Origin of the sequence: Pseudomonas laurentiana (assembly GCF_014648275.1) — a bacterium.
Lineage (GTDB): Bacteria > Pseudomonadota > Gammaproteobacteria > Pseudomonadales > Pseudomonadaceae > Aquipseudomonas > Aquipseudomonas laurentiana.
The window spans coordinates 1-23,450 of sequence record NZ_BMQU01000002.1; the positions used below are offsets into that span (position 1 = coordinate 1).

The 23,450-nt window shown below is 61.0% G+C and carries 19 protein-coding genes; 10 read left to right on the top strand and 9 right to left on the bottom strand.

All coding sequences use genetic code 11. The features are described from left to right. Positions 1-293: 293 nt before the first annotated feature. Together IE038_RS01990 and IE038_RS01995 are read right to left on the bottom strand one after the other, a co-directional pair. On the bottom strand, positions 294-1,340 hold the full coding sequence (locus tag IE038_RS01990; RefSeq protein ID WP_189395031.1) for a class I SAM-dependent methyltransferase: 1,047 nt from the start codon (positions 1,338-1,340) through the stop codon (positions 294-296). Positions 1,341-1,483: 143 nt separating this feature from the next. Further along, positions 1,484-2,095: an eCIS core domain-containing protein gene (locus tag IE038_RS01995; protein ID WP_163939170.1), complete on the bottom strand. Its 612-nt coding sequence runs from the start codon at positions 2,093-2,095 to the stop codon at positions 1,484-1,486. A gap of 395 nt (positions 2,096-2,490) precedes the next feature. Between IE038_RS01995 and IE038_RS02000 the strand changes: the two genes are divergently transcribed. After that, positions 2,491-3,684 carry a sugar transporter gene (locus IE038_RS02000; RefSeq protein WP_189395032.1) on the top strand — a complete coding sequence of 398 codons (1,194 nt, stop codon included), beginning with the start codon at positions 2,491-2,493 and terminating at the stop codon, positions 3,682-3,684. A 6-nt stretch (positions 3,685-3,690) separates the two neighbouring features. On the opposite strand, the gene IE038_RS02005 is transcribed toward IE038_RS02000, so the two are convergent. The 4 genes from IE038_RS02005 to hydA form a co-directional block, all read right to left on the bottom strand. After that, positions 3,691-4,077 carry a DUF2784 domain-containing protein gene (locus tag IE038_RS02005; RefSeq protein WP_163939057.1) on the bottom strand — a complete coding sequence of 129 codons (387 nt, stop codon included), beginning with the start codon at positions 4,075-4,077 and terminating at the stop codon, positions 3,691-3,693. 168 nt (positions 4,078-4,245) lie between these two features. Next, positions 4,246-5,520 (bottom strand): NAD-dependent dihydropyrimidine dehydrogenase subunit PreA, encoded by a 1,275-nt coding sequence (gene preA, locus IE038_RS02010; protein ID WP_189395033.1) that lies wholly within the window; start codon positions 5,518-5,520, stop codon positions 4,246-4,248. Further along, positions 5,521-6,888: an NAD(P)-dependent oxidoreductase gene (locus tag IE038_RS02015; protein ID WP_163938420.1), complete on the bottom strand. Its 1,368-nt coding sequence runs from the start codon at positions 6,886-6,888 to the stop codon at positions 5,521-5,523. Positions 6,889-6,954: 66 nt separating this feature from the next. Next, a complete protein-coding gene (gene hydA, locus IE038_RS02020; protein WP_163938417.1) occupies positions 6,955-8,394 on the bottom strand; it encodes a dihydropyrimidinase in 1,440 nt (479 codons plus the stop codon). A 579-nt stretch (positions 8,395-8,973) separates the two neighbouring features. Here hydA and IE038_RS02025 point away from each other — a divergent pair. Both IE038_RS02025 and IE038_RS02030 read left to right on the top strand, forming a co-directional pair. Next, positions 8,974-10,461 carry an NCS1 family nucleobase:cation symporter-1 gene (locus IE038_RS02025; protein WP_163938414.1) on the top strand — a complete coding sequence of 496 codons (1,488 nt, stop codon included), beginning with the start codon at positions 8,974-8,976 and terminating at the stop codon, positions 10,459-10,461. A 45-nt stretch (positions 10,462-10,506) separates the two neighbouring features. Continuing rightward, complete coding sequence (locus tag IE038_RS02030; protein ID WP_163938411.1) at positions 10,507-11,790, top strand: Zn-dependent hydrolase; 1,284 nt, start codon at positions 10,507-10,509, stop codon at positions 11,788-11,790. A 198-nt stretch (positions 11,791-11,988) separates the two neighbouring features. On the opposite strand, the gene IE038_RS02035 is transcribed toward IE038_RS02030, so the two are convergent. Next, positions 11,989-12,900, bottom strand: a complete 912-nt coding sequence (locus IE038_RS02035) for a LysR family transcriptional regulator (protein WP_163938409.1) — start codon at positions 12,898-12,900, stop codon at positions 11,989-11,991. Positions 12,901-13,187: 287 nt separating this feature from the next. Here IE038_RS02035 and IE038_RS02040 point away from each other — a divergent pair, with 287 nt between their 5' ends. From IE038_RS02040 to IE038_RS02070, 7 genes are all read left to right on the top strand, one after another. Next, positions 13,188-14,504, top strand: a complete 1,317-nt coding sequence (locus IE038_RS02040) for an MFS transporter (RefSeq protein ID WP_163938406.1) — start codon at positions 13,188-13,190, stop codon at positions 14,502-14,504. Positions 14,505-14,523: 19 nt separating this feature from the next. Beyond that, complete coding sequence (locus IE038_RS02045) at positions 14,524-15,915, top strand: FAD-dependent oxidoreductase (RefSeq protein WP_189395034.1); 1,392 nt, start codon at positions 14,524-14,526, stop codon at positions 15,913-15,915. A gap of 100 nt (positions 15,916-16,015) precedes the next feature. Beyond that, positions 16,016-16,720, top strand: a complete 705-nt coding sequence (locus tag IE038_RS02050; protein WP_189395035.1) for a YebC/PmpR family DNA-binding transcriptional regulator — start codon at positions 16,016-16,018, stop codon at positions 16,718-16,720. A 112-nt stretch (positions 16,721-16,832) separates the two neighbouring features. Beyond that, positions 16,833-17,333 (top strand): PaaI family thioesterase, encoded by a 501-nt coding sequence (locus IE038_RS02055; protein ID WP_163938403.1) that lies wholly within the window; start codon positions 16,833-16,835, stop codon positions 17,331-17,333. Positions 17,334-17,499: 166 nt separating this feature from the next. Continuing rightward, positions 17,500-18,723: a multidrug effflux MFS transporter gene (locus IE038_RS02060; RefSeq protein WP_189395036.1), complete on the top strand. Its 1,224-nt coding sequence runs from the start codon at positions 17,500-17,502 to the stop codon at positions 18,721-18,723. Between the two features lie 32 nt (positions 18,724-18,755). Beyond that, on the top strand, positions 18,756-19,346 hold the full coding sequence (locus IE038_RS02065; protein ID WP_163938400.1) for a TetR/AcrR family transcriptional regulator: 591 nt from the start codon (positions 18,756-18,758) through the stop codon (positions 19,344-19,346). Between the two features lie 85 nt (positions 19,347-19,431). Continuing rightward, positions 19,432-21,321, top strand: coding sequence for a propionyl-CoA synthetase (locus IE038_RS02070; protein ID WP_189395037.1), 1,890 nt, complete (start codon positions 19,432-19,434; stop codon positions 21,319-21,321). 47 nt (positions 21,322-21,368) lie between these two features. Here the strand turns inward: IE038_RS02070 and zapE are convergent, their stop codons facing one another. Then, on the bottom strand, positions 21,369-22,469 hold the full coding sequence (gene zapE / locus IE038_RS02075) for a cell division protein ZapE (RefSeq protein ID WP_268244552.1): 1,101 nt from the start codon (positions 22,467-22,469) through the stop codon (positions 21,369-21,371). Positions 22,470-22,591: 122 nt separating this feature from the next. Beyond that, the gene (locus IE038_RS02080) at positions 22,592-23,440 is read right to left on the bottom strand and encodes a LysR substrate-binding domain-containing protein (protein WP_189395038.1); all 849 of its coding nucleotides are present in this window, start codon (positions 23,438-23,440) and stop codon (positions 22,592-22,594) included. Between the last annotated feature and the right edge of the window lie 10 nt (positions 23,441-23,450).

Below are 23,450 nucleotides of genomic sequence, written 5' to 3' on the forward strand. Positions count from 1 at the left end.
ACCAGCGTGTCGCCGGCTTTGACGGTGTAGGCGTTAACCAGCATCTGTTTGTCGTCCTTGTACATTAGAGGCACTCAGGGCCAAGCCGCAGCCCCGAGTGCGCACAGCGATGAAGGTTGTGACGCTAACAAATGCCTATGAAAACCAATGTAGGACCATTCCTAGTGACGCGACATCTCTCTCCGAAAAATTGAGCGCGTCATCTGGGCAGTCTCACGTGTAAGCGTCAGCATTGCCGGCGATACACCCATCGCCAGCAATGCCGACTGCTGGTCACTCTGCGTTTGCAGCCCCTACACACGGGCCTCCAGGATCAGGTTGAAGGGGGTTTCTGTAGCGCGGCGGAAGCGGCTGAAGCCTGCCTCGTTGAACACCTTGCGCAAACGTGCCTCACCGGCCTGCGCCCCCAGGCCCAGGCCGACCTCTTGCGACAAGGAGTTGGGCGTGCAGATAAAGGTCGAGGCGGCGTAGAACAGCCGACCCACCGGGTTGCTGTTTTCTTCGAGGGTGTCATTGGCGTAGGGCTCTACCAGCAACACCGTGCCGTCCGGCTTCAGTGTTTCCCGGGCATGCCGGGCAGCACCCACTGGGTCGCCCATGTCATGCAGGCAGTCGAAGTAGCAGATCAGGTCGTAGCCCGCACCGGGGTAGTCCTTGGCGCTGGCCTGGATGAACTGCACGCGATCTTCCACGCCGCCTTCCACTGCGCGCTGCGTCGCCGTGGCAATGGACGGTGCGTGGTAGTCGAAGCCGGTAAAGCGCGACGCTGGGAAGGCCTGGGCCATGATCACGGTCGAGGCGCCATGCCCGCAGCCAACATCGGCTACCTTGGCGCCCGCGCGCAGTTTGTCGACGACACCGTCCAGTGCGGGCAGCCACTCAGCCACCAGGTGCGCACGGTAACCGGGCCTGAAGAAACGCTCGGTACCGCTGAACATACAGGCATGGTGTTCGCCCCATGGCAGGGCGCCATTGCCACGCATGGCCTTTACCAGCTTGTCTTTATCGTGGAACAACGCCGAGATCACCACGGCCCCACCGGCGACATACACCGGTGAGTCTTCTATCGCCAGGGCCATGGCCTGCTCCTCGGGCAGGCGGAATTGGCCATCGGTATATTCCATGTAGCCTGACGCCGCTTGAGCGCTCAGCCATTCGCGCAGTAGCCGAGCATTGCAACCGGTTTTGCCGGCCAGTGCTTCAGGGGTAGTGGGTTGGCTGTCGGCCATGGCCCGATACAGGCCCAGCTCTTCGCCAAGAATTACGTTGGCAAGCATTGCCGCGGCGCCCATGTCGGTCACCAGCTTGCCCATGAAGTCATTCAGTTTGGCCTCGTCCATGGTGTGTGCTCCTTTCAGAAGACCACTATCAACGCAGGCACCGACGTGGTCGGTGACCTCCGGCCGTTACATCGGGAGGGAGGCTTTAAGTATAGTTCCGCACGGTCGTGACGATGATCCGTTCGGCTCCCGCCCTGTGCAGGTTAGGAGCCATGTTTGCCGAGGGTCTTGGCGACATCGGCCTGGATCTTGTAGGCCGGCGCTTCCACGGCGTCGTAATCACGGGTGTAGCGTGCAGCAAAGTCATCGACGCCCCATTGCTGGTACTGCTGTACATGCTTGAGCTCGTGGGCCCAAAGGGCGACGTTGTTGAGGGCGTCCTGCTCATGGCGAAAGACGATGATGTCCATCAATGTCACGGCATTCACGTCGGGGTTTTGCAGCATCGCGTTGGCGGCATTCAGTTCTTGGGTATCACCGACCTTGTAGCGTGCGCTGTCGAGAACTTGAAAGTCGTAGTAGGGCTCGAGCTGCACACGGATGTTTAGCGGAATCGGCTGGACATCACCCGCAGCGGCTGAGTTGCGCGATTGCTTGATCCAGCCGGCAAGGCCGGTAGCGGCTATCTGGCCGACTTGCGCAAAGACCGTACCGATCTCTGTTTGGCTAACCGGCGCGCAGAAGCAGCTGCCCATGCACACCTGGTACTGGCCGGTGGGGCATTGTGTCGTGGCGCCAGAGGCGAGCAGGGGGCTGCACAGGATAAGGCTCAGGGCCATCGAACGGCCCAGTGTACGCAAGGAAGCGGCTGGCATGAGGGTTCTGGAACCAAGGCTGATCGGCAATAAGGGCAGTGGATTCTAGCGAGTGTTCGACCATTGAGATGGCGGTAAGTTGCGTTGTCTGCCCGCAGTTGTCGTGGGTGTTCGCCAAGACCTGGGGCCAGCGTTCTGTGGCGCTGCCAACAGGCGTGTTGTTCAGCGGGTAGGGGCGGCGTAGAATCCCGACCATCAGGCCGTACCCTCCATACTCATAATGATCTGTTGACTGCTCGCTTCGCCCAGGTCTCCGGCCATGGGAGGCTATAGCTTGCGCAGGTCTTTTGTGGGTGAATTTGAGTTTCGAGCGCCCGTTCAGGTGCCGGGTTGGTTCCAGGCCGACCCGGCAGCGGCACCTGTCGGCGGAGTGTTCCCAGAACGTTGCCCATCTTTTGACAAATACACTCACGGATACGCGTGCCGGTAGCTGGTTAAGCGTGATTGCACTGGCGCTCTCTGCGTTCATTTTCAACACCACGGAGTTCGTACCGGTGGGCCTGCTGAGTGCCATCGGCGCAAGCTTTGAGCTGTCGACCTCACAGGTCGGCCTGATGCTGACGGTCTATGCCTGGGTGGTCTCGTTGACCTCGCTGCCGATGATGCTGCTTACCCGCAACATCGAGCGGCGCAAGTTGCTGGTTCTGCTGTTCATCCTGTTCATTGCCAGCCATGTGCTGTCCAGCATGGCCTGGAGCTTTGGCATGTTGCTGCTCAGTCGCATCGGTATCGCCTTGGCGCATGCGGTGTTCTGGTCGATCACCGCGTCGCTGGCCGTGCGTGTGGCGCCACCGGGCAAGCAGGTGCAGGCACTGGGCCTGCTGTCGACCGGCACGACACTGGCGATGGTGTTGGGCATCCCGCTCGGGCGGGTGGTGGGGGAAGCGCTGGGCTGGCGAATGACCTTCCTGGCAATTGCCGGGGTGTCCGGGCTGACCCTGCTGTGCCTGGTCAAGTCACTGCCGTTGTTGCCGAGCCAGAACTCCGGTTCGCTGAGAAGCCTGCCGGTACTGTTCAAGCGGCCGGCGTTGGTGTCGCTCTATGTATTGACCGCAATGGTCATTACCGCCCAGTTTACCGCTTACAGCTACATCGAGCCGTTTGTTGAAGTCGTGGCGGCCATGAGTGGCGAGGTGACCACCTTGCTGTTGTTACTGTTCGGTGGAGCGGGGTTGTTCGGCTCATTGCTGTTCAGCCGCTACAACAACCGTTTTCCCCGAGGCTTGCTGATTGCTGCGATCGCATCCCTGGCGCTGTGCCTGGCACTGTTGTTACCCCTGTCCAGCGAGGTTCTGGTGTTGGGAGTGCTGTGTATGGTGTGGGGAATGGCCATCATGTGTTTCGGGCTGGTGATGCAGGCCAAGGTACTGAACCTGGCCCCGGACGCCACCGACGTGGCGATGTCGCTGCACTCGGCAATCTACAACATCGGTATCGGTGGCGGAGCCTTGCTCGGCAGCATAGTGATCAGCCAGGCGGGCGTGGCTCACATCGGCGTCGTCGGTGGCCTGTTGGCGGGGGCTGCGCTATTGGTGTGCGTGGTGACCACTTACCGCTATAGCGCGCCGGCCAAGGTTGTTTCGGAGTAGATCGTCTCAGCAGGCGCGGTGTACCCGTCGGGTGGTACGCCAGTGGCTCAGTACCCAGTAGTAGACCAGGCCATTGACCAGCAGTACCACGGCACAAAGTGCGATCTGGATCGAAGCGGTCAGGCCGGCCGGGTAGATCAACGGCCAGACATAGTGATCAATGAACCCGCCGCTGTAGCCTGAGCTGCCAGCGGCCTGGCGCAACGCGTTTTCCCAGGCGGTGAGCGGGCAGGTCAAATGAAAGCCTTCGACCGCTGCGCCCCAGGCGATTGCTGGCACGTGGCACCAGATCAGCGGGCGCCACTTGAGCACCAACAGTCCGACAAGCAGGACAAACAGAATAAACAGCAGATGAAACAGCACCAAACCATCGGCGCCCAGACGGTACAACATGGTCTCTCCTGAATCGATTTACGGTCCCTGTCAAGGCGGCAGGATAATCCAGTTGCCGTGGGTGATATCGACTTTATTTTAGCCGGCTCGCACCACCTGTACCGATTCAGAGCGGTGAGGCCAGCCGAGCATGGTTGCTGGCTGGCCTCTGTTCATCGGGGATGGACCTCAAGGCACCACGTGATAGGGGTTGCGCGGGTCATGCTGCCAGTCGAGGAAAGGCTTGCCGTTATCCTGCGCAACCATCTCGATACAGTCCTGTACCGGGCAGGTGATCTGGCACAGGTTACAGCCCACGCATTCGGCGTCGATCACCTCGTAGCGGTGGGTGCCGTCTGCTTGTTTCTGGCTGACGATGGCCTGGTGTGAGGTGTCTTCGCAGGCAATGTGGCAGCGACCGCAGCCGATGCAGGCCTGTTGGTCGATCCTGGCGATGACCTGGTAGTTGATGTCCAGATACTTCCAGTCGGTGGTGTGGCCGACCGCCCGCCCGCTGAAGTCCCGCAATGTCTGATAACCCTGGCTGTCCATCCAGCGCGAAAGACCGTCCTTCATCGCTTCGACGATCCGGAAGCCATGCAGCATGGCGGCAGTGCAAACCTGTACCGAACCACAGCCCAGCGCGATGAATTCGGCCGCATCACGCCAACTGCCGATACCACCGATGCCGCTGATTGGCAGGCCGTGAGTGGCTGGGTCTCGGGCGATTTCGGCAACCATGTTCAGGGCAATCGGTTTCACCGCGGAGCCGCAGTAGCCGCCGTGGGTACTCTGGTTGCCGACAATGGGCAGGGCAACCATGCGCTCCAGGTCGACACTGGTGATGGAGTTGATGGTGTTGATCAGTGATACCGCGTCGGCGCCGCCACGATAGGCCGCCCGTGCCGACTGGCGGATATCGGTGATGTTTGGTGTGAGTTTGACGATCACAGGCAGTTTGCTGTGGGTCTTGCACCAACGGGTAACCTGCTCGACGTACTCCGGCACCTGGCCGACCGCCGCCCCCATGCCCCGCTCAGGCATGCCATGGGGACAGCCGAAGTTGAGCTCGATGCCGTCAGCGCCAGTGGCTTCCACCAACGGCAGAATGGCTTTCCAGGAGGCCTCGACACAGGGCACCATCAACGACACGATCAAGGCGCGGTCTGGCCAATCCTTTTTGACCTGGGTGATTTCCCGCAGGTTGATTTCCAGTGAACGGTCGGTAATCAGTTCGATGTTGTTGATCCCGATAACCTCGCGGTTGGCACCATAGTGCGCCGAATAACGTGAGGAGACGTTGACCGCGGCCGGGTCTTCGCCAAGGGTTTTCCAGACCACGCCACCCCAGCCAGCCTCAAACGCGCGAACCACGTTGTAGGCCTTGTCGGTGGGCGGTGCGGAGGCCAGCCAGAAGGGGTTGGGCGCTTTGATGCCGGCGAATTCGATCGACAGGTCTGCCATTTATGCGGCCTCCACGTTGGTCATCAGTTGAGCATGAATGGCCTGGGCTGCCAGCTTGCCGTGCTGCACGGCCTGGACGGTGAGGTCCTGGCCGAGCTGGGTACAGTCACCGCCGGCATACACGCCGGGCAGGCTGGTGCGCATCTGCTCATCGACGCGAATACGGTCGCCGTCACGGGCCAGGAGTTGCCCGCTGGCGTCGCTCAGGGCGTGCTCATCGAAGGTTTGGCCGATGGCCTTGAAGATGGCATCAGCGGCCAGCTCGAAGAATTCTCCGGTAGGTTGCAGGTGGCCTTCGTGCAGGTGGGTACGGGCAAAGCGCATGCCGCGCACCCGACCCTGTGCGTCCAGCAGTACTTCTTCGGGTTGTGCCCAGGTCAGCAGGCGCACCTGGTTGGCTTTGGCAATATCCTGCTCATGCGTCGTTGCGCCCATGTCCGGGTAGCCACGGCGGTACACCAGGTTGACCTCACGCGCCCCCAGGCGGGCCATCTGCACGGCCATGTCGATGGCGGTGTTGCCCGCGCCGAGCACGATACAGCGGTCAGCCAGTGGCAGTTGGCTCAGGTCCTCTGCCTGGCGCAGTTCGCGGATGTAGTCGGTGGCGGCGAGCACACCCGGCGCAGCTTCGTTGACCAGGCCAAGTTGACGGCTGGCGTTCAGGCCAAGAGCAAGGAACACCGCATCGAACTGTTGGCGCAGATCCGACAGGCTCAGGTTGTCACCCAGCACCTGACCATGGCGTATTTCAATGCCGCCAATCTGCAGCACGAACGCCAGTTCGCGCTGGGCGAAGTCATCGACCAGTTTGTACGTGGCGATACCGTATTCGTTCAGCCCGCCGGCCTTGGGCCGTGCCTCGAAGATCACCACATCGTGACCGTGCCAGGCCAGCCGATGGGCACAGGACAGCCCGGCAGGGCCAGCACCCACCACGGCGACACGCTTGCCGGTAACGGGCGCGCGCTGGAACGGGTGGGTGTCGAAGTCGGCGTGGTCCAGGGCGTAGCGCTGCAAGAGGCCGATCAGCACGGGTGCGCACTCCTGATGATGGTTGCGTACGCAGGCTTGCTGGCACAGCACCTCGGTCGGACAGACCCGAGCACAGCTACCGCCCAGGATATTGGCCGAGAGGATTGTCTCGGCCGCACCCTGGACGTTGTCATGATGAATATTGCGGATGAAGGCGGGGATATCGATTTCGCTGGGGCAGGCGTTGACGCAAGGCGCATCGTAGCAATACAGGCAGCGTGCGCTTTCCAGCGCAGCCTGACGGGCATTGAGCGGGGGTGCCAGGTCGCTGAAGCGCTCGGCCAGTGTGGCGTTATCGGCGCTGGGTCGGGGGAGGTGATTCAAGGAGTCGATCACGGTGGCGGCCTCTGTTCTGATTATTAGAGTCACTACGACCTGTGGGGCGGCATCACGGCCTCGTGTTCAGCGTTTTACGGCGCTCGGCTTATGCAATTCGGCACGCTTGCTCAACAGGTCGAATACCGCTGGGTAGGCGGGGCGTTCGAGGTAACGCCCGGCGCCGCGCTCGGCGCGCAAGTCACCGTTGGCCCAGACCACGCGGCCCTGGCTGATGGTGTGGCTGGGTATGCCACGCACGGTCTTGCCTTCGAAAATGTTGAAGTCAACGTGCTGGTGATGGGTCTTGGCCGAAATGGTTCGCGTGCCTTCCGGATCCCAGAGCACCAGGTCGGCATCGGCTCCAACGCGCAAGGCACCCTTGCGCGGGAAGAGGTTGAAGATTTTCGCGGTGTTGGTCGAGGTAAGTGCAACGAAGTCATGCACCGACAGCTTGCCGCTGTTGACCCCTTCGTCCCAGAGCACGGCCATGCGGTCCTCAATGCCGGCGGTGCCGTTGGGGATCTTGCTGAAATCGTTGCGCCCGGCAGCTTTCTGTTCTGCGCAGAAACAGCAGTGGTCGGTAGCGGTGGTGTGCAGGTTGCCTGATTGCAGGCCTTGCCACAGTGCCTGTTGGTGGCCGATTGGGCGGAACGGCGGGCTCATGACATAGCCGGCTGCAGTCTGCCAGTCCGGGTGGCGGTAGACACTGTCATCCAGCAGCAGGTGACCCGCCAGTACCTCACCGTACACCGGCTGCCCCTTGGCCCGGGCGTAGCTGATTTCATCGAGCGCTTCGCGGGTCGAGACATGCACCAGGTACAACGGCGTACCAAGGGTTTCGGCAATACGGATGGCGCGACTTGCTGCTTCACCCTCGACCTGTGATGGCCGCGACAAGGGGTGCGCCTCAGGCCCGGTGATGCCTTGAGCCAGCAGCTTGCGTTGCAGGTGGTAGACCAGCTCGCCATTCTCGGCATGCACCGTGGGTACTGCACCCAGTTCCAGGCAGCGCTCGAAACTGGCCACCAAGGTGTCGTCGGCGGCCATGATCGCGTTCTTGTAGGCCATGAAGTGCTTGAAGCTGTTTACGCCATGCTGCTGAACCAGTTCGCCCATTTCCTCCCGAACCTGTTCGCTCCACCAGGTGATTGCGACATGGAAGCCGTAGTCGGCGGCAGACTTCTCGGCCCAGCCACGCCATTGGTGGAAGGCTTCGAGCAGCGACTGCTGCGGATTGGGAATGACGAAGTCGATGATTGAGGTGGTACCGCCGGCGAGACCTGCGGCGGTGCCGCTGAAGAAGTCTTCGCTGGCCACGGTGCCCATAAAGGGCAATTGCATGTGGGTGTGCGGGTCAATGCCGCCAGGCATCAGGTACTGGCCGCTGCCATCGAGCACCTCGCAGCCGTTGGGCACCTCGAGGTTGTCGCCAATGGCCTTGATCAGGCCATCGGCACAGAGCACATCGGCACGGTATCGCTCTTCATGGGTAATCAGGGTGGCGCCACGGATCAACAACGTCATAGCGAAGCTCCTCACAGGCTTGACCGGTGTTCCGGTTCTACGTTTTGTGCCACGGGACGCGCTTGGCAGAATCCTGCCACTGCTGTCAGGAATTGAATCTAGTTGTGCTTTTTGGATTGGGCAAGAATATTTTCTATAAGCTTATTCCGTTATTAAGTAATTGATTAATAACGATTAAAAGTAGAAAACTGCAAAATGGTGCAGGCGCTCACCAAATTGACGCACTTGACAGAAAGCCGAAATGGTCAAGATTTCTCATGGGAAATCAGCGGTTTGACCGGGATGGGTGACAACCTATGGCGAGCGCCCAAAAAACACCCTGCACCCCTTTGGTTCCCCAAACGGCGTGCCTTTGCCAGGAGGCATTGAGTCCTGTCGCCGCAGGGGGCGGTTCCTCTTTGCGGGGAACGCGGCGTTGTACGCTGGTTTCAACACAATCGCAGCCGCCGTCGCCAGTTTCGGCACGCTTATTGTTTGCCGCCGCTGTGCGTTGGCCGGAGCCGCGATTGTTCAATGCAAGCGCAAGAACTCCAGCCATCGTCACGATGTGCAGACAATCAGAACAACAGTGGAGCGGCCATGCAGCAGATCAAATCGCAAGTGAGCGAACGCGACGGCTTGTTCGAGCTCGACGCCGGCAGTGATGTTCTCGACAGCCCCCGGTACAACCACGACATTGCGCCGACCAAAGTTCACGAGCGCACCTGGAACAAATGGCATATCACCGCGCTGTGGGTCGGCATGGCGATCTGCGTGCCGACCTACACCCTGGGCGGCGTGTTGACCGCCTATTTCGGCCTGACCGTGGGGGAGGCGTTGCTGGCAATCCTGCTGGCAAACACCGTGGTGCTGGTGCCACTGACACTCAATGCCTTTCCCGGGACCAAATACGGCATCCCTTTCCCGGTGTTGTTGCGCTCCTCATTTGGCATCATTGGCTCCAACGTGCCGTGCCTGATCCGTGCCTTGGTCGCCTGTGGCTGGTTCGGTATCCAGACGATGTTCGGCGGCCTGGCTATCCATCTGTTCTTCGGCGCGGTCTCGCCGGAGTGGAAGGCCTTGGGCGGCACCGGGGAGGTGATCGGTTTTCTGCTGTTCTGGAGCCTGAACCTGTGGGTGGTGTTGCGCGGTGCCGAGTCCATCAAGTGGCTGGAAACCCTCTCGGCACCCTTGCTGGTGTTGGTGGGGGCTGGCTTGCTGTTCTGGGCCCTGCCGAACGTTTCCCTCGGCGAGTTGATGGCGCAACCGCCGAAACGCCCGGAAGGCGCGGGTGTGACCCGTTACTTTCTGGCCGGACTAACGGCCATGGTCGGTTTCTGGGCCACGTTGTCGCTGAACATCCCTGACTTCAGTCGTTACGCGAAAAGCCAGAAGGACCAGATCGTCGGGCAGATCATTGGTTTGCCGCTGACCATGTTCCTCTTCGCCGCCCTGGGGGTAGTACTGACGGCCGCCTCGGCATCGCTGGTAGGGGAAACGGTGTCCGACCCGGTCAGCCTGATCGGACACATCCAGAATCCGCTGTGGGTCGCCTTGGCCATGGCCCTGATCATCATCGCCACGCTGTCGACCAACACGGCTGCAAATATTGTTTCGCCAACCAACGACTTCCAGAACCTGGCGCCAAAATGGATTGGCCGTACCAGCGCCGTCATGCTGACCGGCGTAGTCGGGCTGCTGTTGATGGCCCACGAGTTGTTGAAAAAGCTCGGCCTGATCGTTTCTGACGTGAGCCTGGAGTCGGTCTATTCGAACTGGCTGCTGGGGTATTCCAGCCTGCTGGGACCGATTGCCGGAATCATGGTGGTGGACTATTTCCTGATCCGTCGGCAGACCCTGGACCTGGCCGGCCTCTACCGCGACGACGTGTACCCCGCCTGGAACCTGGCCGGTTTCGTCGCCTTCGGTGTACCGGTCGCCCTGACCCTGTTGTCGTTGGGCAGTTCGGCGTTCAGCTGGTTCTATGATTACGGCTGGTTTACCGGTTCGGCCCTGGGCGGGCTGATCTACTACATGCTTGGCAGCCTCAAGGCTTACCGCGCCGCCAGTGTCAAAGCCAGCGTTTAAACACCAAGGCCCGTGGAGGCCCGTTGACTGATGCAGGAGATGCACATGCAAACAGCTCAGGACGTTCTGCAATCCACCCTCCACCATGTCGATGGAGGTCGACTCTGGCGTTCGCTGATGGAGCTGGCGCAGCTTGGCGCCACCGCCAAAGGTGGCGTTTGTCGTTTGGCACTGACAGACCTCGACCGCCAGGCCCGTGACCTGTTCGTGACCTGGGCACAGGCAGCCGGCTGTACGGTGACCGTTGATGCGGTAGGCAATATCTTTGCCCGTCGGCCAGGGCGCAACCCGACGTTGCCGCCGGTGATGACCGGCAGCCATATCGACACGCAACCTACGGGCGGCAAGTTCGATGGTTGTTTCGGCGTCATGGCTGGCCTTGAGGTGTTGCGCACCCTCAATGACCTGAAGGTGGAGACCGAAGCGCCGCTGGAAGTGGTGGTCTGGACCAACGAGGAGGGCTCACGGTTTGCCCCTTGCATGATGGGTTCAGGTGTCTTTGCCGAGAAGTTCACCCTTGAGGAAACCCTTGCCAAGACCGATGCCGAGGGCATCACCGTCGGGGAAGCACTCAATGCCATCGGTTACGCAGGCTCGCGTGCGGTGACCGGGCACCCGGTGGGCGCCTATTTTGAGGCGCATATCGAGCAGGGGCCGATACTTGAAGACCAGCACAAGACCATTGGTGTGGTGCTCGGCGCCCTTGGCCAGAAGTGGTTCGACCTTAACCTGCGCGGGGTCGAGGCCCACGCAGGGCCGACACCGATGCACCTGCGCAAGGATGCGCTGGTCGGGGCAAGCGCTGTGGTGGCAGCAGTGAACCGTGTGGCGCTGGAGCACCAGCCGCATGCCTGTGGCACCGTAGGGTGCCTGCAGGCCTACCCAGGGTCGCGCAACGTCATTCCCGGCGAAGTGCGCATGACCCTGGACTTCCGTCACCTGGAGCCTGAGCGGCTGGACTCGATGATCGCGCAGGTCAAGGACGTGATCACCGACACCTGTCGTCAGCATGGCCTGAGCTATACCCTGACGCCGACCGCCGACTTCCCGCCGCTGTACTTCCATGAGCGCTGCGTGGAGGCGGTGCGCAATGCTGCGCAGGGGTTGGGCCTGTCACACATGGACATCGTCAGCGGCGCCGGGCATGACGCGATCTTCCTGGCCGAACTGGGGCCGGCCGGTATGATTTTCGTACCCTGTGAAGGCGGGATCAGCCACAACGAAATCGAGAATGCTGCACCGCAAGACCTCGCCGCTGGGTGCGCGGTGTTGCTGCGGGCGATGCTGTCGGCAGCGCAGGCCGTAGCGCGTGATCGGGAAGCGGCATAGGTTAGAATTTACATAAACTATATAAGTTATCTATATGATTTTATTGAATTAAATAGACTAACTTAAAGTGAATTCTAGTAAGTTGCTCTGGCCTTCCTGCAGGGTTCTTGGCGGGCGTGCCGGCGATGCTTTCGAGGGGGGCGTCAGCGATTGCGCGGCGCCTGCATCGGTGGCTCGCCAACTTCCCTTAGGGACAATTCAGGAGGTCGAACGCGGGCTGTGCGCAGTGAGGTTGCCTTCATCCAGGCTTTCCTGAACCACCTGCAGGAAGGTTGCCACCAATCGCCGTGAGCTCTGTTCGCGCAGGCACACCAGGGTCTCGGTCAAACGCCGTTGACAGTCGACAATTGGCAGGGCGCAGACCCGCGCATCGGCGCCGAATTCGGCCGCCGACACCACCCCGACGCCAATGCCCACCACCACCGCCTCACGTGCCGCTTCGCGGCCTTCGACCTGAATTGCCGGGCGAATGCGCAGGCCTGCTCGCTGCATTTCTTCTTCCAGGGTTTGCCGTGTCACCGAACCCGGCTCACGCAGCACGATCGGCGTATCGTCGAGGTCAGCAAGGCTGATCGAGCCGCGGCTTGCCCACGGGTGTTGTCGGGAGACGAACGCCACCATCGGGTCGTTGCGCAAGGGCACGCAGAGCAGCCGCTGATCATCGACATCGCGCCCCAGCAGGGCCAGATCGGCCTGATAGTTGAACAGCCGTACCAGCGACTCGTCGGTGTTGCCCGTCTCGATCTTCACGCTGATGCCGGGGTAGCGCTGGCAGAACCGGGCGATCTGCGGCAGGACGTGTACGGGAGCGTCGACCGCCAGTACCAGGGTGCCGGTTTGCAGTGCACGTGAATCCTGAAGCAGCTCATGCGCTTCGTCCTCGCAGGCAAACAGGCGCTGGGTGATGCCCAGCAGGCGCTCACCCAGATCAGTCAACTGCACCGAGCGCTTGTTGCGGTGGAACAGCAATACACCGAAACGCTCCTCCAGTTTGCGCACCTGATCGGAGATCGCCGGTTGGGTGAGGAACAATCGTTCGGCGGCACGGGTGAAGCTGCCGTGCAGCGCAACCGCGTGGAAAGCCTTGAGCTGGGCATGGGAAACGGACATGGCGGTACCTGTTACAAGCTGAGCTTATATTTGAAATACGATAAATCGATTTTCTTTATCAGTCAGTAATTGTTTCCATCGCTCTCAGCCCGCTGGCAACATTCGTTCGAGTGTGTCCCGGGCCATGGGCTCTGGACGACAGCGCAAACAACAACCGCGTATCCCCGGAATCCATCTGACCAGGTGATGGCCGTAGTTGGTCGTCACGCAGTGCGCAACACAACAAAAAGACAGGCGTTTTTTCCCCAATTCTGCCGGCACACTCAGATTCCGAGGTCAGATTCACCATGAATAAACACATCGCAAGTATCAAACGTTGGCGCATGCAAATCTTCGCCATCACCTGGTTGGCCTATGCGGCGTTCTATTTCACCCGCAAGGCATTCTCGGTGGCCAAGCTGGGCATTGGCGAAGACCCCAGTTTCACCCTCGACAAGATGGCCATGGCCAACCTCGATGCGATCTACCTGACCGCGTATGCCGTCGGCCAGTTCACCTGGGGGATGCTCGCCGACCGCTTTGGCCCAAGGGTGGTGGTATTGGGCGGCCTGGTGATTTCGGCTGCCGCTGCGGTAGTCATGGGTAGCTATGCGACCTTCCCGATCTTTGCCACCTGCATGCTGGTTCAGGGCTTGGCGCAATCCACGGGGTGGGCAGGCCTGTGCAAAAACATTGGCAGCTTCTTCCCGGCGGTTCAGCGCGGCCGTGTACTGGGTCTGTGGAGTTCCTGCTACGCCTTCGGAGGCCTGGTCGCCTCGCCATTTGCCGGCTGGTGGGCGTACACGCTGATTGGTAGCTGGCACGCTGCATTCTTCTCCAGCGCAGCTGTGGTCGCGGTGGTGGCGGTGCTGTTTTTCTTCCTGCAGCGCAACAAACCTGAGGATGTCGGGCTGCCAGCGGTTGAACCCGAACCGGAAAGCATGGTGCCAGGCACCACCTTATGCAGTGTCTGGGAACCGCTGCGCGACATCCTGCGCAACCGTACGGTGCTGACCCTGGGCCTGGCGTATTTCATGTTGAAACCGGCGCGCTACGCGATTCTGCTCTGGGGACCGGTCATCGTCTTCGAGCAAATGCCTTCGCTGGGCAAGGTCGGTGCGGCCATCGTGCCTACGGCGTTTGAGCTGGCCGGGTTGCTGGGGCCGATCATGATCGGCCTGGCCTCGGACAAACTGTTCGGCGCGCGCCGCATGCCAGCCTGCGTCCTCAGCCTGTTGGTGCTGACTGTGACGTTGGCGTTGTTCATGGGCGCGATGCACACCGGTAGCGTGGTGTTGGTGGTGGGCTTGCTGTTTGTCATGGGCCTGACCCTCTATGGGCCGGACTCGATGATCAGTGGCGCCGCGGCGATTGACTTCGGTACCGCCAAAGCAGGTGCCACTGCGGCTGGTTTCGTCAATGGATGTGGCTCGGTGGGGGCCATTCTTGGCGGCCTGCTGCCTGGCTACTTCGATACGGTCACGGTGTTCATTGTGTTTGCGGGCTGCGCCTTGTTCTCGGCGCTGGTACTGGTACCGCATTGGAACAGCCGCCCGGCCAGCCTGGCCGATACGGCAGCCGTCGCACCAAACACGTCAATGGCAATCAAGCCAATGCGCACCTGAGTTGACAAGGGGACACACGATGAGGCCGTTCTGGTTACAGCAGGCATTGGACCAGGAAGAGGCGGCGCCTTGTGCGCCGCTGGCTGGTGACAGCCGTTGCGACGTTTGTATTGTCGGCGGCGGCTATACCGGCTTATGGACCGCGTTGATGCTCAAGGAGCAACAGCCGACGCTGGACATCCTGCTGATTGAAGCGGATGTCTGCGGCGCGGGCGCCAGCGGGCGCAATGGCGGTTGTGCCTTGTCCTGGTCGGCCAAGTACTTCACGCTGGAGCGGTTGTTTGGGGTTCAGGAGGCCGTGCGCCTGGTCCAGGAGTCAGAACACAGTATTCGGGCTATCGGTGAGTACTGCTCCGCACATGGCATCGACGCTGACTATCGATTGGATGGCACCCTGTACACGGCCACCAACCTCGCTCAAGTGGGGGCGACAGACCGTGTGATTGCCGCGCTGGAGCGCCAGGGCGTCAATTCGTTCCAGCGCCTGCCGTTGGCGCAGGTGCAGCGTATGGCGGGTTCGCACAAGCATATGGAGGGGTGGTTCTCTCCGGCGGCAGCGACGGTGCAGCCCGGCAAACTGGTGCGTGGCTTGCGCCGCGTCGCGTTGCAGCGTGGTATTCGCATCCATGAACACACTGCGATGACCGGCCTGCAGCAGGGGCGACAATCACAGGTGCAGACCACCCGCGGTACGGTGCGCGCCGACCGTGTGGTGCTGGCCCTGAATGCCTGGATGGCACGGGCGTTCCCACAGTTCGAGCGCAGCGTTGCGATTGTCTCCAGCGACATGATCATCACCGAACCGTACCCACAGCTATTGGAGCAGATGGGCTTGAACACGGGTATCAGTGTGCTGGATTCGCGGATTTTCGTACATTATTACCACAACACCCCAGATGGCCGACTGATGCTTGGCAAAGGTGGCAATACCTTTGCCTATGGCGGGAAAATGCTGCCGGTGTTCGATCAACCCTCGCCCTACGAGCCGCTGTTGCGGCGAAGCCTTGGCGAGTTTTTCCCCGCATTGGCTGACGCACGGATTGCGGCGACCTGGAATGGTCCATCAGATCGCTCGGTTACCGGCTTGCCATTTTTCGGCCGTTTGCAGGGGGAGGGGCAGGTGTTCTATGGCTTCGGTTACTCGGGGAGTGGCGTGGGCCCTTGCCATATGGGCGGGCAGATTCTGTCCTCCCTGGTTCTGGGGCTGGACAACCCTTGGACGCGCTCGCCACTGGTCAATGGCCCCTTGGGCTACTTCCCGCCGGAACCGATCCGGTACCTGGGCTCGTTGATGGTGCGCAATGCGATCCGGCGCAAGGAGCAGGCAGAAGACCACGGGCGCCGCCCGCGTCGGTTGGACGTGCACTTGGCCAGGTTTGCTGCGGCTGCAGGCAAGGCTGACAAGGGTTAAGGCGATTTTTTGTCGATTGCGGCAAAGAGGGCGTATAAACTGCACCCACTTTGCCGGTCGCTACCTGAACCGGCGCTTGAAGCACAGAAAGAGAGTCGACATGGGCGCACAGTGGAAAGCCAAACATAAAGAAGCAGCAGCCAATGCCAAGGGCAAGATCTTCGGCAAGCTGGCCAAGGAAATCCAGATCGCCGCGCGCGGCGGTGCCGACCCTGACATGAACTCCCGCCTGCGTCTGGTGGTCGAGCAGGCCAAGAAGGCTTCGATGCCACGCGAGACCCTGGAACGCGCCATCAAGAAAGGTGCGGGTCTGTCGGGTGATGTCGTGCAGTACACCCTGGTCAAATACGAAGGTTTTGCTCCGCATCAGGTGCCACTGATCGTCGAGTGCCTGACCGACAACGTCAACCGTACCGTTGCTGAAATTCGCGTGCTGTTCCGCAAGGGCCAGTTGGGTGCCGAGGGGTCGGTGTCCTGGGACTTCAACCACGTTGGCCTGATCGAAGCCAGCCCGGACAGCGCCGATGCAGACCCGGAAATGGCGGCCATCGAAGCCGGTGCACAGGATTTCGAGCCCGCCGAAGAGGGCGCGACCCTGTTCATCACCGAAACCACTGATCTGGATGCCGTGCAGAAGGCCCTGCCTGAGCAAGGCTTCAGCGTCATTTCGGCGAAGATCGGTTATGTACCGAAGAACCCGGTGACCCTCGACAGCGAAGAAAAACTCGCTGAAGTCGAAGCCTTCCTTGAGGCCATCGACAACCACGACGACGTGCAAAACGTCTACGTCGGTCTGGCCGGCTAACACCTTCCCGTCACACTGCCGGGCAGCCTCTGTGCCTGCCCGGTGGTCGAGACGCGCGCATGGCGTTACCATCGGTCCTGCAATTGTTCACATAACAATAATCAGGACGCTTATGAATAACACCCACGTACTTTCTCTTCAGCAGTTGGCCTCGCCCGAAGGTTCCTGCTACGGCTGCGGCTGTTCCCATCCTACCGGTCTGCACGTTGAGAGCCATTGGGCCGAAGACGGCGTGCATGTGCTGTGCACGCATACGCCGGCAAATGAATTCCATGGCTGGCCCGGGCTGGTCTATGGTGGCCTGTTGGCGATGTTGGTCGATTGTCATTCCAACTGGACGGCCATGGCCTATCACTACCGCGCCGAAGGCCGCGAACCGGGCAGCCTGCCGCGTATCGACTGCGTGACCGGGCAGTTGAGCCTGACCTACCTCAAGCCAACCCCGATGGGCGTCGAACTGGTCCTCAAGGCCCGTGTCGAAGGTGAAGTCGGGCGCAAGAGCCGGGTGATCTGCGAAATCTGGGCGGGTGATGTCCTGACCGTGACCGCCGACTCGGTATTTGTTCGTGTAGACACCGAGCGCCTGCGCCAACAGGCTCACGCCCCCGCTTAAGGTTGTACGCCTTTGAAGCAGCAGCCCTGTTGGCCGTGCAGCAGGGCTGCCGCTCCAGCCCACGTGTGTTGATGACTTGACCCGTTGAAAAGAGGTGTATACGCTCGCGCCACTCAAGTACCTACCGACCGTTAGGTTTGTTCGAGCTGAATTGGAAATAGCGCGTATGCACGGCGTAACGCAACACCCATCACCGCCTGTTCGGTTCGCCGTGGCATTGGCGCTGATCGGCGCCCTTGGCCCTTCGGCCGTCGACATGTACCTCGCCAGCATGCCGGCAATTGCTGCCGAATTCCGAACGTCATACGCCGCCGTACAGTTGACCTTGACGGTGTTCTTGCTGGCCATGGGCGCCGGGCAACTGCTGTTCGGCCCGCTGATTGATGCCTTGGGTCGCCGTCGGCCGCTGTTGGCAGGGCTGTTGCTGTTCATCCTCAGTTCACTATGGGCGGCCCGCGCAGAAACCCTGGACGTGTTGGTTGTGGCGCGTTTTGTCCAGGGCTTGGGCAGCGCCCTGACCCTGGTGGTGATCATGAGCATGGTGCGCGACGTCGCCGAAGGGGCCAGGGCGGCGCAGCTCTTTGCTCTGCTGATGACAATCGAAGGACTGGCGCCAGTCTTTGCGCCGGCCTTGGGGGGCGTTGTTGGCGCGCACTACGGCTGGCGAATGATCATGCTGGTGTTGGCCGCCGTGGGTGTCGTCGTGCTGTTGAATGCCAGCCTGGTGCTCAAGGAAACCTTGCCTGCAAACCAGCGAATGGCCTTGCGCCCCATAGCGTGTCTGCGCACCTACGGCCGTATTGCCGCAGACCCGCAGTTCCTGCGTCCGGCATTGGCGCTGGCGGCGGTGTTTTTCTTCCTGTTTGCCTACATTGGTGGCGCTGCGTATGTCTATCAGCATCATTACGGGCTGTCGGTAGAGGCCTTTGGCAGCCTGTTTGGCGCTACCGGTATCGCCATATTGCTGGGGGCGATCACGGCGGGGCGCCTGGTGGCGCGCAAAGGGCTAGGGCGTCTGGCGTTGGCCGGTGCCGGCTGCATGCTGGTCGGGTCGCTGCTGGTGCTGATCGGGGCGGTTACAGCCAGTGGGCTGGTCGGCATTGTCGCTGGCATGGCCCTGGCCATGTTCGGGCTGGGCGTTGCCGAGTCCACGTTGATGTCGATGGCCATGGCTTCACAAACCCGCGCGTTAGGCTCCACGGCGGCGCTGCTGGGGGCGTTTCAGTTGATCATTTCGTCGTTCGCTACACCGTTGTCAGGCATCATGGCGCCTTTGGGCCCACCGCATTGGGCGTTGCTGCTGGCGCTGGCGGCTGCGTTGGTGGCGGTACTGGTGCGCGCCAGTGCGCGCTGTGCACCTGAAGTGCGGCAGCACCTGCCTGGGCATTGATACCCACGTAATTGTTTTCTGGAGAACGCTGCATGAGAACCCTGTCGCCTTCGGCAGAAAAGATCTGTGTGATTGCCGTCGAGCATTTTGCCAACAGCGGCTATGACGCCTGCTCGCTGAATGACATCGCGGTGGCGGCGGGTATGCGCAAGCCATCGTTGTATGCGCATTTCAGTAGCAAGGATGACCTGTTCCAGGCCGTTTTCGAGCGTGCGGTGGAGGCAGAACGGCTGTATGTCGAAGACTGTTTTGCTCACCCACATAGCGATGTTCCTGGCGGGCTGTACTGCCAGCGTCTGGGTGAGCGCTATCTGGGGTCGGCGCATCTACGTTTCTTGCTGCGCACGGCGTTTTTTCCGCCGGCTGAGCTGCGTGCCTGGATCTCGGCGGGGTTTGAGGGCTATCTGGCGCGGTTGGCGGCGTTGTTCGTTGCACGCATGAAAGCCTATCGGCCGACGTTCGAGGATGGCCAGGCCGGACTCTACCGGGATGCATACATGGGAATTGTCGACAGTTTGGCGGTAGAGCTGATCTATGCCGGGCCCGAGGCCTATTCCCGACGCCTGGCGGCATTGTGGAAGGTATTCGAGGATTCATTGGCGCTGTGCGCTCCCGAAAAATAAGACCTTAGTACGATGGCGGCTTCATTGAAGCGGTCCATACTCATCGTTCGCCCTTAAATAACAACAAGCTCAGGGTTCGAACTCGATGACTTACCAGCACTGCTATGATCGCTCCATTGCTGACCCCGCTGCGTTTTGGGCCGAGCAAGCCAATGACCTGGCCTGGTACCGAAAGCCGACACAAACGCTGACCGAAAACGCCGATGGCACGCATCAATGGTTCAGCGATGGCCGCTTGAACAGCTGCTACCTGGCCCTCGATTATCAAATCGAGCAAGGCCGTGGCGAGCAGGTCGCGCTGATCTATGACTCCCCGGTAACCCATACCCAGCAATCCTTTACCTACCTGCAAATGCGCGATGAAGTCGCACGTCTAGCCGGATTGCTGCGCCAGTTGGGTGTGGAAAAGGGTGATGGTGTCATCATCTACATGCCCATGGTGCCCCAGGCGGCCATGGCCATGCTTGCCTGCGCCCGTATTGGCGCAGTGCATTCGGTGGTATTCGGTGGCTTTGCCGCCAATGAGTTGGCCCTGCGCATTGATGATGCCCGGCCAAAACTGCTGCTGACCGCTTCTTGCGGGTTGGAGTTCGACCGGGTCATTGCCTACAAACCCTTGGTCGACCGCGCCCTGCAACTGGCCCAACACCAACCCAAGCAGGTACTGGTGCTTCAGCGCCCGCAAGCCCACGCCGAGATGATCGAGGGGCGCGATCTGGATTGGCAGGCCGCTGTCGCCAGCGCCGAGCCGGTCGCGCCGGTCGAGCTGGGCGCTGCCGACCCGCTCTACATCATGTACACCTCCGGTACCACAGGAAAGCCCAAAGGCATCGTGCGCGAGAACGGCGGTAATGCCGTGGCGCTGAAGTTCGCCATGCAGCATATCTACGGCATGCAGCCGGGTGATGTCTGGTGGGGGATCTCCGATGTGGGCTGGGTCGTCGGGCACTCGTTGATCGTTTACGGGCCGCTGATGAATGGCTGCACCAGTGTGTTCTATGAGGGCAAGCCGATTCGTACACCAGACGCCGGTGCTTACTGGCGTGTGGTAGAGCAGTACAAGGTTAATGGGATGTTCTGCGCGCCGACAGCGATGCGGGCGGTCCGCAAGGAGGACCCGGAAGGTCTGCTGCTGCGTCAATATGATCTGAGTTCGTTGCGTCAGTTGTTCCTGGCTGGCGAGAAACTGGACTCCAGCACCCACCAATGGCTTGAGGCAACCAGTGGCAAGGCGGTCCACGATCACTGGTGGCAGACTGAAACCGGCTGGCCGGTGACAGCGCCCTGTGTCGGCCTTGATGGCAGTGGCGTGCGAGCGGGATCGAGCAACCGTGCGGTACCGGGTTACCACGTTCAGGTATTGGATGACGAAGGGCATCTGCTGGAGCCCAATCAGCAAGGTGCCATTGTCATTGCCTTGCCGTTGCCACCTGGCTGCAGCCAGACCTTGTGGGGTGACCACGCACGCTACGTGCAGTCGTACCTGCAGACCTATCCGGGTTACTACCATACCGGAGATGGTGGCTACCTGGATGACGACGGCTTTGTCTACATCATGGGGCGCACCGATGATGTGATCAACGTCTCAGGCCATCGTCTGTCGACCGGTGAAATGGAAGACCTGGTGGCCGCGCATCCGGCCGTGGCCGAGTGTGCGGTGATCGGTGTCTATGACGAGATCAAGGGCCAGGTGCCACTTGCATTGGTAGTGCTCAAGGACGCGACGCCAATCAGTGAGCAGCAGTTGCAGAGCGAGCTGGTTGCCCGCGTTCGCGAGCAGATTGGCGCATTGGCCTGTTTCAATCAGGTTCGTGTGGTCAAGCGTCTGCCCAAGACCCGTTCGGGGAAAATCCTTCGGGCTGTGCTGCGCAAGATTGCCGATCAGCAACCCTACACGCCGCCATCGACCCTTGATGATCCAGCCGTACTGGATGAGATCGAGGCGGTGCTCGCAAGTCTCGCCCGGGCAGGCTGACGGGCTGACGGTACATGGCTTGGAAGCAGGCCATGTACCGCGAGGCCTCACCCTTGGGCCACCTGCCGTAGCTGCCCGAGGCGGCTGCGGGTCCGCGCCAGGTCGTTGGCCGAGCCTTGCAGGGCGGCTTCCAATGGCTGTTCGCCGATCAGCACAAGGTGCTTGTCCTGATCGTAAAGCACGTCAATCAGGTTGATGAAGCGCTGCTGGGCGGCTATCGAACAGTCCGCCAGGTTTGGCAGGCCGTCGATGATCCAGTGTTCAAAGCGCTGTGCCAACTGCAAGTAATCGATAACGGCGGTGGGTTGTTCGCAGAGGGCTGCAAAGTCGAACGCGACACGCTCGCCGTCGACCCGCCAAGCCTGTACTTGACGCTTCCCCACTGCAAGGGCGGCGGGGTGCGCCGACGGCACGTCGAGGGCAGTGCGTTGTTCGGTGGTGCCCGGCCACAGGTAGCAACCCTGGGTAAAACGCTGATGACGGCCGCTGCCCGGCAGGCCTCGGTAGTCTTCGCCACCCACTTCCACGACCTGCATGTGCTGTTTGATCAAGCGGATGACCGGCTCGAAACGCTGGTGGTAGAGGGGGTTGGGCAGCAGACCTTCGGGTGGGTAGTTGGAGGTGACCAGCAGCAGGATGTGTCGCTCGAACAATGCCTTGAACAGTTGGGTGATCAGCATGGCATCACCGATGTCATGGACATGGAACTCATCGAAGCACAGGACTTTGCAGTCTTCGAGCAACTCGTCAAGGGTGCAGGCCAGCGCATTCTCGGCGTGGCGATGGCGGAACATGCCATCGTGCAACCGGGCGAAGAAATCATGGAAGTGCAGGCGACGCTTCTGTTCCAAGGTGATTGCCCGGAAGAACCCCTCCAGCAACCAGCTCTTGCCGCGTCCGACACCGCCATAGAGGTACAGGCTGCGAGCCTGGCCGCGTGCCAGCTGTTCGACCTGCCCGGCCATGAACCCGATCACCTGTTGCTGGCTTTGGCTCAGGGTATAGCCCTGTTCGTGGGCTTTGTGCTGGAACCACAGGCGCAACTGCTGAGCGGGGCCATCGTTGAGGGTCGAGCCTCGTTGCATACGCTGGCGCAAACTGCGCAAGGGTGAGCGAATCCAGGATGAAGAGGGCGGCTTTGCAGTCAACGCGGGTTCCTTGATGTAAGGGGAAAACAGCCCACCTTGAGCGAGCGCGGCTAATTTACCCAATAGAGACGCAGGTCACCAGTGATCTTGAGACCGTGCGTGAGTGCGGTAGCGTGTGGCCATCAGCTTGCCGCGCGACGAGTACACAAAGCTTCCAGGCTGTCGCGCAGTGCCACGCCATCGTCGTCCAATGCCGGGCGGGCATAGAGTGCCAAGGTCAGCCCGCTGATCGGCGCAAAGCCCTCATCTGTGGTCAGTACGCGATGGCTGGTTTCAACACTGCGTGCCGGGATCAGGCTGACCCCCAGACCTGCGCTTACTGCTGCGCTGATGCTGGCCAGGCTGGTACTTGAGTAACTGATGCGCCAAGGGCGCCCGGCAGCTTCCAGCGCATGGATCATTTCCTGGCGATACAGCGCGCCCACCGGGAACACCACCAGGGGTACGGGTTCGATTATCGGGTGTATGGCACTGGCGACCCAGGCCAACGGTTCTGGCCAATACGCATGACAATCACCGTCAGCGCCCCATTGCTTGACCAGCAGCAGGTCCAATTCGCCATTACGGTACAGATGCAGCAGTGGCAAGCTCAGGCCACATTCGACCTCCAGGCGCATGCGTGGCCGCTCGGCCAGCAGGTGGCTCAATTGTGTCGTCAGAATCTCGCCAGCGAAGTCATCCGGTACCCCAAGGCGCAAGGCCACCTCCGACTGCTGGGGGCTCAGCGCGTGGCGCGCTTCTTCTTCCAGGCGCAGGATGCGCCTGGCATAGCCCAGCAGTCGCTCGCCCGCTTCGGTCGGCCAGATCTGCCGTTGGCTGCGGTCCAGCAAACGGCAACCCAGGCTTTGCTCCAATCGAATGATCTGTTGGCTGATGGTGGACTGGGTGAGGTGCAGGCGCTCGCCCGCGCGGGTGAAACTGCCGGCCTCGACGACGGTGACGAAGCTGCGCAACAGTAAAGGGTCAAGCATTCGATATCCC

Excerpts from the sequence above, each read along its gene's own strand:
- preA (WP_189395033.1), bottom strand. The coding sequence starts at position 5,520 with ATGGCAGACCTGTCGATCGAATTCGCCGGCATCAAAGCGCCCAACCCC.
- IE038_RS02050 (WP_189395035.1), top strand. The coding sequence starts at position 16,016 with ATGGGCGCACAGTGGAAAGCCAAACATAAAGAAGCAGCAGCCAATGCC.
- IE038_RS02005 (WP_163939057.1), bottom strand. The coding sequence starts at position 4,077 with ATGTTGTACCGTCTGGGCGCCGATGGTTTGGTGCTGTTTCATCTGCTG.
- IE038_RS02035 (WP_163938409.1), bottom strand. The coding sequence starts at position 12,900 with ATGTCCGTTTCCCATGCCCAGCTCAAGGCTTTCCACGCGGTTGCGCTG.
- IE038_RS02025 (WP_163938414.1), top strand. The coding sequence starts at position 8,974 with ATGCAGCAGATCAAATCGCAAGTGAGCGAACGCGACGGCTTGTTCGAG.
- IE038_RS02065 (WP_163938400.1), top strand. The coding sequence starts at position 18,756 with ATGAGAACCCTGTCGCCTTCGGCAGAAAAGATCTGTGTGATTGCCGTC.
- IE038_RS02060 (WP_189395036.1), top strand. The coding sequence starts at position 17,500 with ATGCACGGCGTAACGCAACACCCATCACCGCCTGTTCGGTTCGCCGTG.
- IE038_RS02040 (WP_163938406.1), top strand. The coding sequence starts at position 13,188 with ATGAATAAACACATCGCAAGTATCAAACGTTGGCGCATGCAAATCTTC.
- IE038_RS01990 (WP_189395031.1), bottom strand. The coding sequence starts at position 1,340 with ATGGACGAGGCCAAACTGAATGACTTCATGGGCAAGCTGGTGACCGAC.
- IE038_RS02055 (WP_163938403.1), top strand. The coding sequence starts at position 16,833 with ATGAATAACACCCACGTACTTTCTCTTCAGCAGTTGGCCTCGCCCGAA.
- IE038_RS02080 (WP_189395038.1), bottom strand. The coding sequence starts at position 23,440 with ATGCTTGACCCTTTACTGTTGCGCAGCTTCGTCACCGTCGTCGAGGCC.
- IE038_RS01995 (WP_163939170.1), bottom strand. The coding sequence starts at position 2,095 with ATGCCAGCCGCTTCCTTGCGTACACTGGGCCGTTCGATGGCCCTGAGC.
- hydA (WP_163938417.1), bottom strand. The coding sequence starts at position 8,394 with ATGACGTTGTTGATCCGTGGCGCCACCCTGATTACCCATGAAGAGCGA.
- IE038_RS02030 (WP_163938411.1), top strand. The coding sequence starts at position 10,507 with ATGCAAACAGCTCAGGACGTTCTGCAATCCACCCTCCACCATGTCGAT.
- IE038_RS02070 (WP_189395037.1), top strand. The coding sequence starts at position 19,432 with ATGACTTACCAGCACTGCTATGATCGCTCCATTGCTGACCCCGCTGCG.
- IE038_RS02045 (WP_189395034.1), top strand. The coding sequence starts at position 14,524 with ATGAGGCCGTTCTGGTTACAGCAGGCATTGGACCAGGAAGAGGCGGCG.